The organism is Leisingera sp. CC-HEC096 (assembly GCF_059429235.1).
In genome coordinates, this window is the sequence record NZ_JCAIJS010000003.1 from 59,192 (window position 1) to 73,406 (window position 14,215).

Below are 14,215 nucleotides of genomic sequence, written 5' to 3' on the forward strand. Positions count from 1 at the left end.
TCAAACCTCGCTGACAGGGAAGGGGATTTCGCCAGCCACGCGGGCCTTGTTGAACTCGCGCAGGCGGGCAAAGACATCTACGCCCAACTGCCGGTAGGCGTCCAGAATGTCCACCGTAACCCAGTTTTCCCGGATCTTGCCGTTCTCCAGCCTCCAGAAATCGAGGCTTCGCATGGTGACGCGCTGGCCCGAGGGGGCGATGCCCATCCAGCCGTCATGGGTGATGGTCTGGATCATGTTCGGCCAGCCAGTCACCGCGGCGTATTCACCGTCGCCGAAGAAGTGATAGGTGATCTCGTCCAGATACTGGCCGCGGTCGGGCATGCCGTTCAGGAACGGGATCTGGTGCCAGTTGCGGAAGCCTGCGATGCCGCGGCCGGTGCCGATGCCGGCAGGGCCGTACCAGTTCATCCGCTCATGCCAGAATTTCGGCATCTCCATCACTTCCGGGCCGCCCTGGCTCGGGTGCTTCTTCAAGTGGGTCAGCATGTCGACGATGTGGCTGCAGGAGGCCTGCGACTTCTCCTCGTCCCAGGGGCCGGGGACGATGCCGTCATGCGTTGCCGGGCCAGGGATGCAGAATTCAAGGCCCAGCGACGGCGCCATCGGCCAGGCCTTTGCCTGCATCATCACCTCGGGGATGTCCCAGATGGTCTGGATTTCCACCACGCGGCCTTCCTCGAAGCGGTAGAACTCGTGGTAGCGCATGTGGGTCAGATGGCCGGTTGGCGGAATGTCGAGCCAGGGCTTCACGAAGGTGCCGTAGTAGTGGCCGCCGCAGCCGATCCAGTCGCCGCCGTGCTCGGTACGGCCACCCATGACGATCCAGTCCCGGCGCTCCAGGTCCGGCATTGCGTGCAACAACGGGGCGTAGCAGGTTTCATAGAGTTCTGCGGAGCCGGTCAGGTCGCCGAACGGGTGGCACATATGCACCACCGCGTCCGGCGCGATCAGTTCCTCCAGCGCGGCGCGCACGCCTTTTTCGGTGAAGTCGCGCATCGCGTCCCGCATCGGGGCGATCAGCGCCTTGTTCCGGGTGTGAATATCGGTGGTCATTCTGCGGCGGTCCCGTAAGGCACATTCTTGCCGCCGTAGCGGCGGACGCGGATGTTGCACTGCTCGGCGTGGCCGACGAAGCCTTCGAGCATGCACAGGCGCGAGCCGTATTCGCCGATCATGGTGGCGGCCTCGTCGGTGGTGACCTTCTGATAGCTGTGGGTTTTCAGGAACTTGCCCACCCAGAGACCGCCTGTGTAGCGCCCCGCCTTCTTGGTCGGCAGGGTGTGGTTGGTGCCGATGACCTTGTCGCCGTTGGAGACATTGGTACGCGGGCCGAGGAACAGCGCGCCGTAGCAGGTCATGTTTTCCAGGAACCAGTCGTCGCGGTCCGTCATAACCTGCACATGCTCGGAGGCAATGTCATCGGCGACCTGGAGCATCTCCTCATAGGTGTCGCAGACGATCACCTCGCCGTATTCCTCCCACGACACCTTGGCGGTGCCGGCGGTCGGCAGGATGTCCAGCAGCCGGTCGATCTCGCTCAGCGTCTCCTCGGCCAGCTTGCGCGAGTTGGTCAGCAGCACGCAGGGGGAGTTGTAACCGTGCTCGGCCTGGCCCAAGAGGTCGGTAGCGCAGAGCTCGGCGTCTGCGGCGGTCTCGTCCGCGATCACCATGGTCTCGGTCGGGCCTGCAAAGAGGTCGATGCCGACGCGGCCGAACAGCTGGCGTTTGGCCTCCGCCACGAAGGCGTTGCCGGGGCCGACGAGCATGTGGACGGGATCGATCGTTTCGGTGCCGATCGCCATTGCGCCAATCGCCTGGATGCCGCCCATCACGTAGATCTCATGGGCACCGCCCAGGTGCATCGCGGCAATCACAGCGGCGTTGGGCTTGCCGTTGAAAGGCGGGGTGCAGGCGATGATGCGCGGCACGCCCGCGACCTTGGCGGTGGCGACGGACATATGCGCCGAAGCCACCATGGGGAACTTGCCGCCGGGCACGTAGCAGCCGACCGATTGGACGGGGATGTTCTTATGGCCGAGGATGACACCGGGCAGTGTCTCCACCTCGATGTCCAGCATGGAATCGCGCTGCGCCTGGGCGAAATTCATCACCTGCTTTTGTGCGAATTTGATGTCCTCCAGCTCGCGGTCGCTCAGCGAGGCGATCAGCGCGTCGATTTCCGACTGGCTGAGGCGGAAGCTTTCGGGGCTGTAGTTGTCGAATTTCTCGGACAGCTCCCGCACGGCGGCATCGCCGCGGGTTTCGATATCCTTCAGCGTCGCTTCGACCACGGCGCGGGTCTTGGCGTCGTCCTCGGCACGGTCCGCTTCAGGCTTGCCGCGTTTCAGGTATTCGATGGTCATGGTCAGGTCCTCAGTTTTCGGGGCGCGGCGGCACTTTCTCGCCGCGGTCAAATGCTTCCCAGCCTTCGCCGTTGAACAGGTCAACGCCGAGCTGAGCGGCTACATGGGCAAAATCGACGTTCACCCAGTTGTCGACGATCTTGCCGTCGACGACTTTCCAGAAGTCCATGTAGCGGATCTCGACTCGCTTGCCGGTGGGTTCGATGCCTAGGAACGTGCCGGAGTGAGTGGCCTCCTGGCGGCCGAAGGCGGCGGCCCATTCGCCCATATAGAGGCGGGCTTCGTCGATGCAGACCTTGTCAGAGAAGGCAGCCTGGAACGGGCGCTGCCAGTTGTCCTGGAATTCCTTCAGCCCGGTCTTGGTGCCGCAGCCCTGGTTGCCCATCCAGCGGAAGCCTTCGGAGAAGAATTCGCCGATGTCGCTGATCCGGTGGTCGTTCAGCCCGTCCACCATGTTTTCGATCACGCGGCGGGTTTCTTCAGTCTTGCTCATGTCCGTGTCTTTGGTCAGCACGGCTTGTTCGGGGCGGGAGCCTTTCATGCTCTGTTCCTTAATTTGTTGCCAAGGGATGATGTGATCAGACGAGGAGGAGACGGCCGCCTGTCAGAAAATCCCTTGGCATCCGGTTGAGCGCCGGGTGGCGCGCAACGGCATTATGTCTTGCTGCGCTGCTCATCAGCCCTTCACCGCGCCTGCGGTCAGTCCGCTGACGATCTGTCGCTGGAAGAACAGGATCAGCACGAACAGCGGGGCGGTGGCAGAGACCACGGCGGCGACGGCGTACATCACCTTGCCTTCGACCTGCGTGGTGCCGAGGAAGCTATTGATCGCGGGGATGATGGTCTCGTTCTCGGAGCTGAGCAGCATCGCGGTCACCGCAAAGTCGTTGTAGGCGAGCAGGAAGCTGAACAGGCCGGTGGTGATGACGCCGGGCCACATCACCGGGATGATCACGTGGCGGAAGGCCTGGAAGCGGGTGCAGCCGTCAACCATGGCGCTTTCGTCCATGTCCTTGGGGATGTTGAGGAAGAAGGAGTGCAGCATCCACAGGGTGAAAGGCTGGTTGATTGCCACCAGCACGATGATGGTGGTCGGCAGGATGCCCCAGATGTTCCACTCGAAGAACGGCAGCAGGTAGCCCGAAACCAGGGTGATATGCGGCATGGCGCGGAACACTAGCGCTGCCATCAGGAGCCAGAAGGCATAGCGGCGGCCGGAGCGGGCGAGGGCGTAGCCGCCCAGAGTGCCGAAGGTGAGTGAGATCACCACGGTGAAGAACACCACGATCCCGGAGTTGATGACGTTGCGCCAGAATTCCTCGTCCACCCAGGCGCCCTGGTAGCCTTCGAGCGTGAAGGCGCTGCCGGTCTGCTGGATCGTGTTGACCCCGTAGATGGCGTTCTGCCAGTCGGTCTTGGAGAAGAAGTCCGACTGCACCTTGAAGCTGCCCCAGAAGGTCCAGAAGAAGGGGAAAGCAGCGATGATCAGCCAGAGCGCCACGAGCGTCAGCGAAACCACCGTGAGCAGAGGGACGCGGGAGCGGGATTTCGGGTTCACTGCCGGGACTGCGATGGAGGATTGTGCATTGGTTGCCATGTTCGTGCCCTCAGTGTGCTTTGCGGGAGAAGTCGCGCCAGGTGCGGATCAGCACCGGGGTCAGCAGGATGACCACGCCGATGATGGTCATCATCGAGGTCGCCCCGGCCGAGCCGTAGAGCGGATTGCCGCTTTCGCGCAGGTCGTTGTAGATGATCCAGCTGAGCGAGGTGGCGTGGGCCTCGGCTTTGAAGCTGACGATCGGCTCGAAGACGCGGAAGTTGTCCATCAGAAGCATCAGCGTCACGAAGGACATCAGCGGCGCCAGGTGCGGCACGATCACATGGATCATGCGCTGCCACTTCGACGCGCCGTCAATCATCGCCGCTTCCATGGTGTCCTCGGGCACGGTCTGGAGGCCCGCGTAGAAGGTGATGAAGCTGAACGGCAGGGTGTGCCAGACGCCGTAAACGATCAGCATAGTCCAGGTGAGCGCGGTGGAGGCCTTCAGGCTCAGCGAGGGATCGTTGAAAATCCGCTGGATGGTGGCACCGATGACGCCGTCGCTGTCGACCATCCAGAACAGGATCAGGGAGCCAACCAGCGGTGTGACAAGGAACGGCAGCAGCGAGATGAAGATCGACGGGCCCTTGAGGATGCGGGGCAGGTTGTTGACGCCCACTGCAATTGCCAGGCCAAGCGCGATAACGACCGGAGTGACCACCGCCGTGTAAGTCAGCGTGAAGATCAGCGCGCGGTAGAAGGGCAGGTTGATGATCTGTTTCCAGAACGCGCCGAAAGTTTCCGTGCTGCGCCAGGCTTCGCCGACTTCGACGAAGGCCAGGTGCGAGCGGTTGATGTAGGTGTTGAGCCCGTTGTACCGCCCCAGCGGCTGCTCTTCCTGCAGTGCGGCTGTGGCCGCGGTATCAACAGTGGTGGTGGGCGTGCAGCCGAACGGGCCGCAACTCTCGGAAACCACCAGAACCTGCTCGTGCTCGACAAACAGCGACTGGATAAAAACCGAGACGATGGGCAGCGCGATGAACAGGATCATTGCGGATAGCGTCGGCAGGATGAACCAGAAAAAGGTGCGGTGCTTCATGGTGTGGGTCTCGGTGTTTAGTCCGGGAAAAGAGAGGGGGCCGGAGCCCCCTCCAGTCGGGGAGGTTTACTTGAGGAAGCCGGCTTCCTTGGCCGAGGTTCGGTAGGCGGTCTCGACATCCGACAGCGCCTGCTCGGCACTTTCACCACCCTTCAGGAAGTCGGTGAGTTCGGAACCGAGTGCTGCGTGCAGCAGGCCGATCTGCGGGATCATCGGATAGGGCCGGGCCCCGCCCTGCACGGTTCCGGCCACGCCCGCTGCTGCCGGTCCGGGTTCAAAACCCGGCAGCAGCCAGACCGCGTCGTCGTTGTTCTCCGCCACCATCTCGGGGGTCAGCCCGCTGATCAGCGCGGCGAAGGTTGCCTCAGCTTCTTCATCTGAGACATTGGAGGAAATGGAGATGCCATCCCACCACAGGGTGGCCGCCGGGATCGAGCCGCCGCCGACGGTGGGGGCCGCGGACAGGACGGTGTTAGAGGTCACTTCCTCGGTGGAGCCTTCGTCATCCAGGATCGGCGCACCGCGCGAGCCCCACATGACGGCCAGCGCCGCCTGGCCGGATTCCCACAGGCCCTGGGTCTCGTTGGAGGCATGGGTCAGGTGGTCCGGGTGGGCGTATTCGGCCAGCGCCTTCATGGTTTCCAGCGTGGCGATGCCCTGCTCATTGTTGATCGAGGGTTCGGCAGAGCCGGGTGCGAAGAACTCGCCGCCGTGGCCGAGATAGATCATGTTGAAGACTTCGCCCACGTTCCAGCCGGTCTGCAGGTTCATCGCGATGGGATGTTCCATGATGCCCGCGGCGCGGATCTTCTCTGCGGCCTCCAGCACTTCCTCATAGGATGCGGGGATGCTGTCAACACCCGCTTGCTCCAGGATATCCTTGCGCGAGAACAGGTGCTGCGAGTTGGCCATGAAGGCAACCGCCATCACGTTGCCGTCGATGGTGATCAGCACATTCGGCGGGATGCTGTCCTTGTATTTCTCGACCAGGTCATTCAGCGGCCGGACCAGACCATCGTTCATCAGCTGGGTCAGCGTGGCGTTGGCGAGGATCACCGAGGTGTATTCCGCCGGGTTCGGCGTTAGCGCCGCGTTCATGATCTGGCGAGCTTCGGTGGTGTGGTTGGCGGAAAACTCCTCCGCCGAGCCTGCGCAATTGGCTTCAGCTGCACCGACCACGGCGTGGATTGCCGGGAAGTCGCTGGCCAGGATGCGGATTGACTGCCCTTCGGGGCCGCAGTTGGCCGCGAAAGCTGCCGAGCCCATCAGCCCGGTAAACAGCGATGCTGCGGCAAGTCGTTTCAGTAACATATCATTCTCCCTGTTTTTCTAGAATGGATGCAGGCGGCTTGCGCCCGTTCGATGGACCGCAGCGGCGGAAGCGCCGACAGGGGGGATCAGCCCCCGATCCGCGCGCCGGTTTGACCGTCAAACAGGTGGCAGATGCCCTGCGGCACGGAGAGCGACACCGTCTGGCCGATTTCAGCCCGGAAATTCTTGTCCGCCTTTACCGAAACCAGAGCCCCGCCCACGCGCACCGAGATCATCGTTGCGTCGCCCAGCAGTTCCATCGTGTAGATCGGCGCGTTGATCTGACCCTCGCCGGGTGCCGCGATGCTGGCGTCCTCGGCCCGGAAACCCAGTGTGAGCGGTCCGTCCGGGGCGTTCAGCCCGCTGATTTCCACGTTCTTTGCGCGGAAGGTACCGCCCTGGACCTCTCCCTCCATCAGGTTCATCGCCGGGTTGCCGATGAAGCTGGCGACAAAGGTATTGGCGGGCCGGTCGTAGATTTCGGTCGGTGAGCCCACCTGCTGAACCACGCCCTTTTTCATCACCACGACGCGGTCGGCCAGGGTCATCGCCTCGATCTGGTCGTGAGTCACGTAGATCGTTGTCACAGCCAGCTCGTGGCTGAGGTTCTTGATCTGGGCGCGGGTGGAGACGCGGAGCTTGGCATCGAGGTTTGACAGCGGCTCATCCATCAGGAAGACATTGGGTTCGCGCACGATGGCGCGGGCCAAAGCAACGCGCTGGCGCTGGCCGCCGGAGAGTTCGGCCGGCTTGCGGTGCAAAAAGTCGTCCAGTTCCACCATCGCCGAGGCGCGGCGGACCTTCTCATCATGAGTCTTGGGGTCGATGCCGCGGACCTTCAGCGGAAAACGGATGTTCTCGTAGACGTTCATATTGGGGTAGAGCGCGTAGGACTGGAATACCATCGCCACGTCGCGGTCCTTGGGTTCCATGTCGTTGACGCGCTGACCGTCGATCAGAATGTCGCCCTCAGAGGCTTCCTCCAGCCCTGCGATCATCCGCATAGTGGTGGTCTTGCCGCAGCCCGAAGGCCCCAGCAGCACCAGGAACTCCTTGTCGGCAATGGTCAGGTCGAAGTTGTCGACGCCGACGAACGACCCCCAGCGTTTGCCAACATTCTGCAATTGTATCTCGGCCATGGCTTCCCCTCTGCCGGCTGTGACCGGCCGTTTTGCATACGAATGCAAAGAGGGTAGACTTATAGATGACTTTTTGGCAAGACTTTTTTGCACACGTATGCAAGGGGCAACCTCTCATGACTGACTTTTCAGTGGAAAAGCAAGTGATCCGAAACCTTTACACCGATTTGGACAGGTCGAAGGCAGGGCAAGCAGGCGAGGTGCTTGCGCGGTACTACGCCTCGAATCATATCTGGCGCGGCTACCATCCGTTCCATGAGCAGCAGGGCGCCGAAGCGGTCGCTGATGTGTTCTGGACCCCCTTGCGCGGGTCACTGAAGAATATGCAGAGGCGTGAGGACATCTTCATGGCGGGTGCCAACGCGATGGACGGGTTCGCTTCGGTCTGGGTGGTCTCGATGGGGCATCTGATGGGGCTGTTCGATGCGCCCTGGCTGGGGATCGCCCCGACCGGCAAGATGGCGTTCCTGCGCTATTGCGAGTTCAACAAGGTCGAAGATGGCAAGGTCACCGAAACGGCGATGTACTTCGATATACCGCATCTGATGATGCAGGCGGGCTTGCAGCCGTTCCCGCCGCAGACCGCCGCGCATCTGGTGCAGCCCGGACCGATGACCCATGACGGGCTGATGTTCGACCCACAGCCGCCGGAGGAGGGCGAAAAGACCCTGGCAACAATTAACGCAATGATCTCCGACCTCGGGCAGTGGAAAAGCGGGTTGAGCCTGGAGGATGAGCTGCGCCGGACCTGGGCCGAGGACATGATCTGGTGGGGCCCTGCGGGGATCGGCGCCACCTATACGATCGAACGCTATGCCAAGCAGCACTCGGGGCCGTTCCGTGCGGGTTTCACAGACCGCTCCAAGACCAATCACATCTGCCGTCTGGCCGAGGGCAGTTTTGGCGGCTTCTTCGGCTGGCCGAATTTCACCGCCCGTCCCACCGGGGGCTTCATGGGCATGCCCGCCACCGGCAAGGCCGGGGAGTTCCGGGTGATCGACATCTACCGCCGCGAGGGGGATAAACTCGCCGAGAACTGGATTTTCATCGATCTGCTGTATTTTTGGAACCAGCAGGGCGTCGACATTCTGGCCCGCATGGCAGAGGTGCCGCGTACATGACCGGGTGGATCGACGCGCATCACCACCTGTGGGATCTTGGGGCGGTTCGCTATCCCTGGCTGATGGCCAAGGGGGAGACACGGTTCTTTGGCGATCCGGCGCCGATCCAGCGGGATTACCTGCTGGAAGAATTCCGCACCGAGGCCGCAGCCGAAGGTGTCATTGCATCGGTGCATATCCAGGTGGGCGCCGAGGACGGTCTGGCAGAGGCGCGCTGGGTGCAGTCGGTGGCAGAAGCGAATCCGGACTGGCCGATGGCACAAGTGGTGTTTTGTGACCTGACCGCGCCGGACCTGTCCGAACAGCTCGACCGGTTCCAGAGCCTGCCAACCGTGCGCGGTGTGCGCCAGATCATCGGCCGCGCACCGGGCGAAGACGCGCAAACCGGCACCAATGCGCTGCTGGATGACCCGCGGTTTCTGGCAGGATTGCAAGAGGCGGGACAGCGGGGGCTCAGCTTTGATTTGCAGCTGATCCCGGAACTGATGGAGAAAACCGCAAGGGTTCTGGCGCAGGCCCCGGATACCCCGGTGGCGCTGTGTCATGCAGGCTCACCCCATGACCGCTCCGCCGAGGGGCTGACGGCTTGGGGGAAGGAACTGAAGCACTTCTCGCGTCTGCCCCATGTCACTTGCAAACTGTCAGGCCTGGGCATGTTCGAACACAATTGGACAGTGGCCAGCATCCGTCCGATTGTCGAGACCTGCCTGGCGCAGTTCGGCGCCGATCGGGTGATGTTCGGGTCGAACTTCCCGGTCGACAGGCTGTATTCTGATTACCGCACTCTGGCGCAGGCCTATCGCGGGTTGGTCCCGGCAGAGATGCACAGCGCCGTGTTTCGCGGCACCGCGGCCCGGTTCTACAATCTGGAGGCACCACAGTGACGATCTTTGCCTTTGAGACCAAGATTATGCCCGAATGGATCGACTACAACGGCCATATGCGGGACAGCTACTATGGGTTGGTGTTCAGCCTGGCCGTTGATGCGATGCAGGATGAGGTCGGGTTCGACGCCGCCTATCGCGAACGGACCGGCTGCACGATCTATCTGCTTGAGGATCACAAGTTTTTCCTGCGCGAGGTGAAGGAAGGGGACCGTGTCCGTGTCGAAACGCGGCTGCTGGACTGCGATGGCAAGCGTTTTCACCTGCACATGCAAATGCTAGCCGGCGACAAAATTGCAGCCGCAGGTGAGTTCATGGAGCTTCACGTTCAGCAGAAGCCGGAACCGCACGCGACGGCGATCCCGTCTGATATCCTGCGCCGCCTGCAAGCTGCGAAGATATCAGCGTCGGAGCGCCATAAATTGAAACACCGCTCGCGCTCGATTGGGCTGCAAGGCGGGCGGCAGGCGGGATGAGGGCACCGTGAAGTTGCTTCACCAGCCTGGGATACAGCCGACAAGGTCGCTTGAATGACGCTCGCCTCTGTTGCCGTCACCGATTTTAGCCCGACGCAATAGACATGCCGTCTGGCGGTGGTCAGCCGGTCACAAGCTGTGCGCGCAGGAAGGCGACGTTGAACGCAAGACCAGGCAGAAGCCATTGGAACAACCGCACGACGGCGAGAACTTCATTCGGGTCCGCATCCTGTGCCGCAGCGGCTTCCAGAGCATCCGGCGTGAGACCGGTGGCGTTTGGCAGGCCAAGTGCCAGTTCCACCGCCCGTTCGTGAATGTCCTGGACCGCGGGTTCGTATCCGCCGGACTGGATCACGGGCTTGAGATCTTCCCAAGCCGCCGCAAAATAACTCGGCCAGCGGGCAAAGGCGCGGTAATCGGTATTTACAAACGGCAACCCAAGCGTCTCGCGCAAGTCGGCGTAAAGCGCCGCGGTGTCCGGGCTGGCATGATGGGCCTCCATCAGGACCGGGTGTTCGCCTGCTGCCGCCAGCGCGGACCGGGGTGCGGCCTCGCCTTGCGCGGTCCAGGCCTGGCCTTCCAGCAGCGTCCGGGCCAGCGACGCCATCAGCAGATACGGCATGTTGCCGGCAGAGAAGACCTCGTTGCAAGCGATGATCTGCTCCAGTTCCGCCGCGTCATAGCCCGCGTCCTCGAGCCATGCCTTGATGGGCGGCGGCGAGAACGAGTCTGCCCGCATTTCCGCGAAGTTGCGCAGGTCCTGACAGGCCGCGGCGAAGGCCTCTGTCGCGGCCACCGGCTCCAGCGCTTGCCAGAACGTTTTGTAGAAGCTTGGATAACGGGCGAAGGCCATCGCCACGACCCCCATCCAAGGCACGCCCAGCCCGCGTTTGGTGCGCTCGTAGATTTCCGCCAGTTCGCCGGTTGCGGCGCGTTCGGGCACGGGGCGGATGGGTGGCAGCGGGGACGGTTTTAGCCGCTTCAGCACGTCAGGCCTCTGCCGTTATATGCTGCGGCAGTCCTTCACTCCATTTGCGCAACTCGTCCAGGAACCCCAGTGCGGTGCGGCCAAGATCCGTGATCGCGTATTGCACCGACACCGGTGCGGTATCCAGAACCTGGCGGGTCACAAGACCCTGTCCTTCGAGCTGGCGCAGGCGTTCGGTGATCATCTTCTTGCTGGCACCGCCGACCATGCGGGCGAGATCGTTGAACCGGACGGGTTCGTCTTTCAGGTGCCACAGGATGGAGCCGGTCCACTTGCCGCCGATGATCCGCATGCCGCGCTCGATTGCGCAGGGTTCAAAACAGGCGTCGTAGGCGTTGCGGCGGCCTTGGTCGTCTTCTTCCACGCGTGCTCGCATCATTGCCTCCATGGGTTTCCGGAGAGGATTCGGGAGGGCAGGAAAAGTGATCAGGTCTCTTTTCGTTGCTTGAGAAACAAATTTCACAAATGTCCAAATTTGTCAACGTGGGCAGGGCGTGGAAGTTTTCCGGTCTTATTTCATGACTTTAGTCAGGTCATTTGCGAAACCGCCCCATCCTTCCAGGCTGAATTTGGTGAAGGTTACCAAAAGTATACTAGTTGCGAAATGTTTCGTCGTGTCCAGATTGCGGGCTGTGCGGCGGCTGATCCCGCCATGCCGCAGTCAATCGCAAGGAAGACACCATGAGCAATATTCTGATCCTCAACGGCCACCAGCCCTATCCCTTTGCCAAGGGTGAACTGAACGCAGCGCTGATTGACCGTGCCACCGCGTACCTGAAAGAAGCCGGACATGACGTGCGTGTGACCAAGGTCGCCGAGGGCTATGATGTCGAGCAGGAAATCGCCAGCCACCAATGGGCCGACACCGTCATCATGCAGTTCCCGGTAAACTGGATGGGTGTACCGTGGTCGTTCAAGAAATACATGGATGAGGTCTATACCGCAGGTATGGATGGCCGCCTGACCAATGGTGATGGCCGCGTCGCCGAAGCCCCGAAAGAAAACTACGGCATGGGCGGCTCGCTGACCGGCACCACCTACATGCTGTCCGTTACGCTGAACGCTCCGGCTGAGGCATTCGACAACCCGGCTGAGCCGTTCTTCGAAGGCGCGTCGCTCGACGATCTGCTGCGCCCGATGCACCTGAACGCCAAGTTCTTCGGCATGTCGCCGCTGCCCACCTTTGGCGCCTTTGACGTGATGAAGAACGCCGATGTGGACACGGATTTCGCCCGTTTTGACGCGCATCTGGCCCGTGTCTTCGGTGCCAATTCCGTATCGGAAGTGGCCTGATCCACGTTTGTGGAACTCATTCCAAAAAGGAGGCTCATGAGGTGAGCAACTCTCCCCTGATCACCGAAGGCCAGCGCGCGCCGCTGGCCGACGAAGCGTCGCCCGACATGTATGAAGAGCTGGTGAACACCGGCATTACGCGTCTGGTCCGCATGAAGATGCCGCCGGGTGCGACAGATGAGCCGCACCGCCACCCTGAGGAGATCGTCTACTTCATCAAGGGCGGCCTGCTGTCGATCAAGCTGGAAGATGGCGGAACCATCGTGAAGGAGGTCGCCGATGGCGATTTCATGCACAACGGACCTTGGACGCATCAGGTCAGCAATGTCGGCACCACCACGGTTGAGGCGGTGCTGTTTGAGCGTCTGGACAATGACGTGGAACCGCAGAACTGAGGCGAGGAACGACAGATGACCAAGACTATTCTGATCACTGGTGCCGGCTCCGGGCTTGGCAAGGGCGCGGCCTTCGAACTGGCGAAACAGGGTCATCGCGTGATTTCGACGACCCACGGCGCAAAAGGTGCCGAAACGCTCAAGGCAGAAGCGGCCGCGCTGGGTCTGACGCTGGAAACAGCCAAGCTGGACATCACCAGCGCCGAGGACCGTCAGGCCGCCTTTGACCGCTTGGGCGCCGATGTGGATGTCGTGGTGGCAAACGCCGCCATCGGCGATACCGGCCCGATTGCCGAGGTTGACGTGGACCGCATCCGGAATGTGTTCGAAACCAACGTGTTCTCGACCGTCGAGTTCGTGCAGCCCTATGCGCAGGCTTTTGCCCGCCGTGGGCGCGGCAAGGTGGTGTTCGTCTCTTCGATCGCCGGGTTCCTGACCTTCCCGTATCTGGCCCCCTATACCGCGTCCAAACACGCGCTGGAGGCCATCGCAGAACTGATGCGGGAAGAGCTTGAACCGATGGGGGTACAGGTCGCGACCATCAATCCGGGCGCGTACCGGACCGGGTTTAATGACCGGATGTATGACAAGATGGACGAGTGGTACGATCCTTCGAATAGCATTACGCCGCCGGAAGCGATCCGCAAGGTCCGCGACCTGTTTGCAGGCGACGGCTTGCAGATGGATCCGCAGCCAATGATCGACAAGATGGCCGAGGTCATCGCGGCGGATCACCACAAATTCCGCACTGTTTTCCCGGAAGAGGCGATCAAGGACGTGCTGGATTACCAGCAGAAACACTGGACGCTGGAAATCTGAACCCTTCGGGCCTGCGCGGCAACGAGCGGGCCCGGACACTTGCCCTCAGGAGACAATCATGACCCAACCGGACATTCACCTTTACACCGCCGCCACTATGAACGGTTACAAGCCGGTTCTTTTTCTGGAAGAAGCTGGTGTCCCCTATGACCTGACTTTCATCGATTTCTCCAAGCAGGAGCAGAAAACCCCCGATTTCCTCAAGCTGAACCCGAACGGAAAGATCCCCACGATCTATGACCGGGCCGAAGATCGGGCCATTTTTGAGTCCGGCGCTATTCTTTGGCATCTGGCCAACAAATACGGCAAGTTCCTGTCAAACGATCCGGTTACCCGGTCGGAAACGCTGCAGTGGCTGTTCTTTCAGGTCGGTCACGTCGGCCCGATGATGGGGCAAGCGATGTATTTTCAGCGCATTGCTGCCCCGAACGGGCATGAGGAGCCGTTCTCGATCAAGCGTTACGTGGATGAATCCCGCCGCTTGATGGAAGTACTGAACACACAGCTGCAAGGCCGCGATTTCATTGCCGGGGAATACTCCATCGCCGACATGATGATCTACCCGTGGGCGCGGGCTTACCCGTGGGCGCGGGTCGAAGTTGACGACTTGCCGCACCTGAAGGCCTGGTTCGACCGCATCGACGCGCGCCCGGCGGTGCAGAAGGCGCTGACCATCCCCAAGGCGCAGCCCCAGTTCTGGGACGAAAACGCGGATGCCGATGCCTTCCTGAAGGAAAACGCGGCGCGGTTTGCCGGCGATGTGAAAAACGCCTGATCCAGCCGC

Annotated in this window: 16 protein-coding genes; 7 read left to right on the plus strand and 9 right to left on the minus strand. The window is 61.7% G+C overall.

The features are described 5' to 3' along the window. The 7 genes from AC5STI_RS18920 to AC5STI_RS18950 form a co-directional block, all read right to left on the minus strand. The gene (locus AC5STI_RS18920; RefSeq protein WP_495447831.1) at positions 1 to 1,056 is read right to left on the minus strand and encodes an ester cyclase; all 1,056 of its coding nucleotides are present in this window, start codon (positions 1,054 to 1,056) and stop codon (positions 1 to 3) included. Beyond that, positions 1,053 to 2,366: a histidinol dehydrogenase gene (gene hisD, locus AC5STI_RS18925; protein WP_495447832.1), complete on the minus strand. Its 1,314-nt coding sequence runs from the start codon at positions 2,364 to 2,366 to the stop codon at positions 1,053 to 1,055. Before hisD ends, AC5STI_RS18920 begins: the two co-directional genes overlap by 4 nt. Positions 2,367 to 2,376: 10 nt before the next feature. Further along, positions 2,377 to 2,907 (minus strand): ester cyclase, encoded by a 531-nt coding sequence (locus AC5STI_RS18930; RefSeq protein WP_222481283.1) that lies wholly within the window; start codon positions 2,905 to 2,907, stop codon positions 2,377 to 2,379. A gap of 135 nt (positions 2,908 to 3,042) precedes the next feature. Further along, the gene (locus AC5STI_RS18935; RefSeq protein ID WP_495447833.1) at positions 3,043 to 3,963 is read right to left on the minus strand and encodes a carbohydrate ABC transporter permease; all 921 of its coding nucleotides are present in this window, start codon (positions 3,961 to 3,963) and stop codon (positions 3,043 to 3,045) included. A 10-nt stretch (positions 3,964 to 3,973) separates the two neighbouring features. Then, positions 3,974 to 5,005, minus strand: a complete 1,032-nt coding sequence (locus AC5STI_RS18940) for a carbohydrate ABC transporter permease (RefSeq protein ID WP_495447834.1) — start codon at positions 5,003 to 5,005, stop codon at positions 3,974 to 3,976. A 66-nt stretch (positions 5,006 to 5,071) separates the two neighbouring features. After that, entirely contained in the window at positions 5,072 to 6,316 is a 1,245-nt protein-coding gene (locus AC5STI_RS18945; protein WP_495447835.1) for an ABC transporter substrate-binding protein, read from the minus strand. Positions 6,317 to 6,402: 86 nt separating this feature from the next. Next, the gene (locus AC5STI_RS18950) at positions 6,403 to 7,455 is read right to left on the minus strand and encodes an ABC transporter ATP-binding protein (protein WP_495447836.1); all 1,053 of its coding nucleotides are present in this window, start codon (positions 7,453 to 7,455) and stop codon (positions 6,403 to 6,405) included. Between the two features lie 116 nt (positions 7,456 to 7,571). Between AC5STI_RS18950 and AC5STI_RS18955 the strand changes: the two genes are divergently transcribed. The 3 genes from AC5STI_RS18955 to AC5STI_RS18965 are packed head-to-tail and all read left to right on the plus strand — an operon-like array spanning position 7,572 to position 9,936. After that, complete coding sequence (locus AC5STI_RS18955; RefSeq protein WP_495447837.1) at positions 7,572 to 8,576, plus strand: nuclear transport factor 2 family protein; 1,005 nt, start codon at positions 7,572 to 7,574, stop codon at positions 8,574 to 8,576. Beyond that, the gene (locus AC5STI_RS18960; protein ID WP_495447838.1) at positions 8,573 to 9,460 is read left to right on the plus strand and encodes an amidohydrolase family protein; all 888 of its coding nucleotides are present in this window, start codon (positions 8,573 to 8,575) and stop codon (positions 9,458 to 9,460) included. Before AC5STI_RS18955 ends, AC5STI_RS18960 begins: the two co-directional genes overlap by 4 nt. Further along, positions 9,457 to 9,936, plus strand: coding sequence for a thioesterase family protein (locus tag AC5STI_RS18965; RefSeq protein WP_495447839.1), 480 nt, complete (start codon positions 9,457 to 9,459; stop codon positions 9,934 to 9,936). The genes AC5STI_RS18960 and AC5STI_RS18965 overlap by 4 nt, the downstream gene beginning before the upstream one ends. Before the next feature lie 121 nt (positions 9,937 to 10,057). Here the strand turns inward: AC5STI_RS18965 and AC5STI_RS18970 are convergent, their stop codons facing one another. Beyond that, complete coding sequence (locus tag AC5STI_RS18970) at positions 10,058 to 10,879, minus strand: halocarboxylic acid dehydrogenase DehI family protein (RefSeq protein ID WP_495447840.1); 822 nt, start codon at positions 10,877 to 10,879, stop codon at positions 10,058 to 10,060. Positions 10,880 to 10,925: 46 nt separating this feature from the next. Further along, positions 10,926 to 11,300 carry a winged helix-turn-helix transcriptional regulator gene (locus tag AC5STI_RS18975; protein WP_134831337.1) on the minus strand — a complete coding sequence of 125 codons (375 nt, stop codon included), beginning with the start codon at positions 11,298 to 11,300 and terminating at the stop codon, positions 10,926 to 10,928. A 305-nt stretch (positions 11,301 to 11,605) separates the two neighbouring features. Between AC5STI_RS18975 and AC5STI_RS18980 the strand changes: the two genes are divergently transcribed. Genes AC5STI_RS18980 through AC5STI_RS18995 form a run of 4 tightly spaced genes read left to right on the plus strand, consistent with a single transcriptional unit; the run spans position 11,606 to position 14,206 of the window. After that, entirely contained in the window at positions 11,606 to 12,217 is a 612-nt protein-coding gene (locus tag AC5STI_RS18980) for an NAD(P)H-dependent oxidoreductase (protein ID WP_222481299.1), read from the plus strand. 41 nt (positions 12,218 to 12,258) lie between these two features. Next, the gene (locus AC5STI_RS18985) at positions 12,259 to 12,612 is read left to right on the plus strand and encodes a cupin domain-containing protein (RefSeq protein WP_222481302.1); all 354 of its coding nucleotides are present in this window, start codon (positions 12,259 to 12,261) and stop codon (positions 12,610 to 12,612) included. A gap of 15 nt (positions 12,613 to 12,627) precedes the next feature. Then, positions 12,628 to 13,431 (plus strand): SDR family oxidoreductase, encoded by an 804-nt coding sequence (locus tag AC5STI_RS18990; RefSeq protein WP_495447841.1) that lies wholly within the window; start codon positions 12,628 to 12,630, stop codon positions 13,429 to 13,431. Positions 13,432 to 13,489: 58 nt separating this feature from the next. Beyond that, on the plus strand, positions 13,490 to 14,206 hold the full coding sequence (locus AC5STI_RS18995) for a glutathione S-transferase family protein (RefSeq protein ID WP_495447842.1): 717 nt from the start codon (positions 13,490 to 13,492) through the stop codon (positions 14,204 to 14,206). Positions 14,207 to 14,215: the final 9 nt, after the last annotated feature.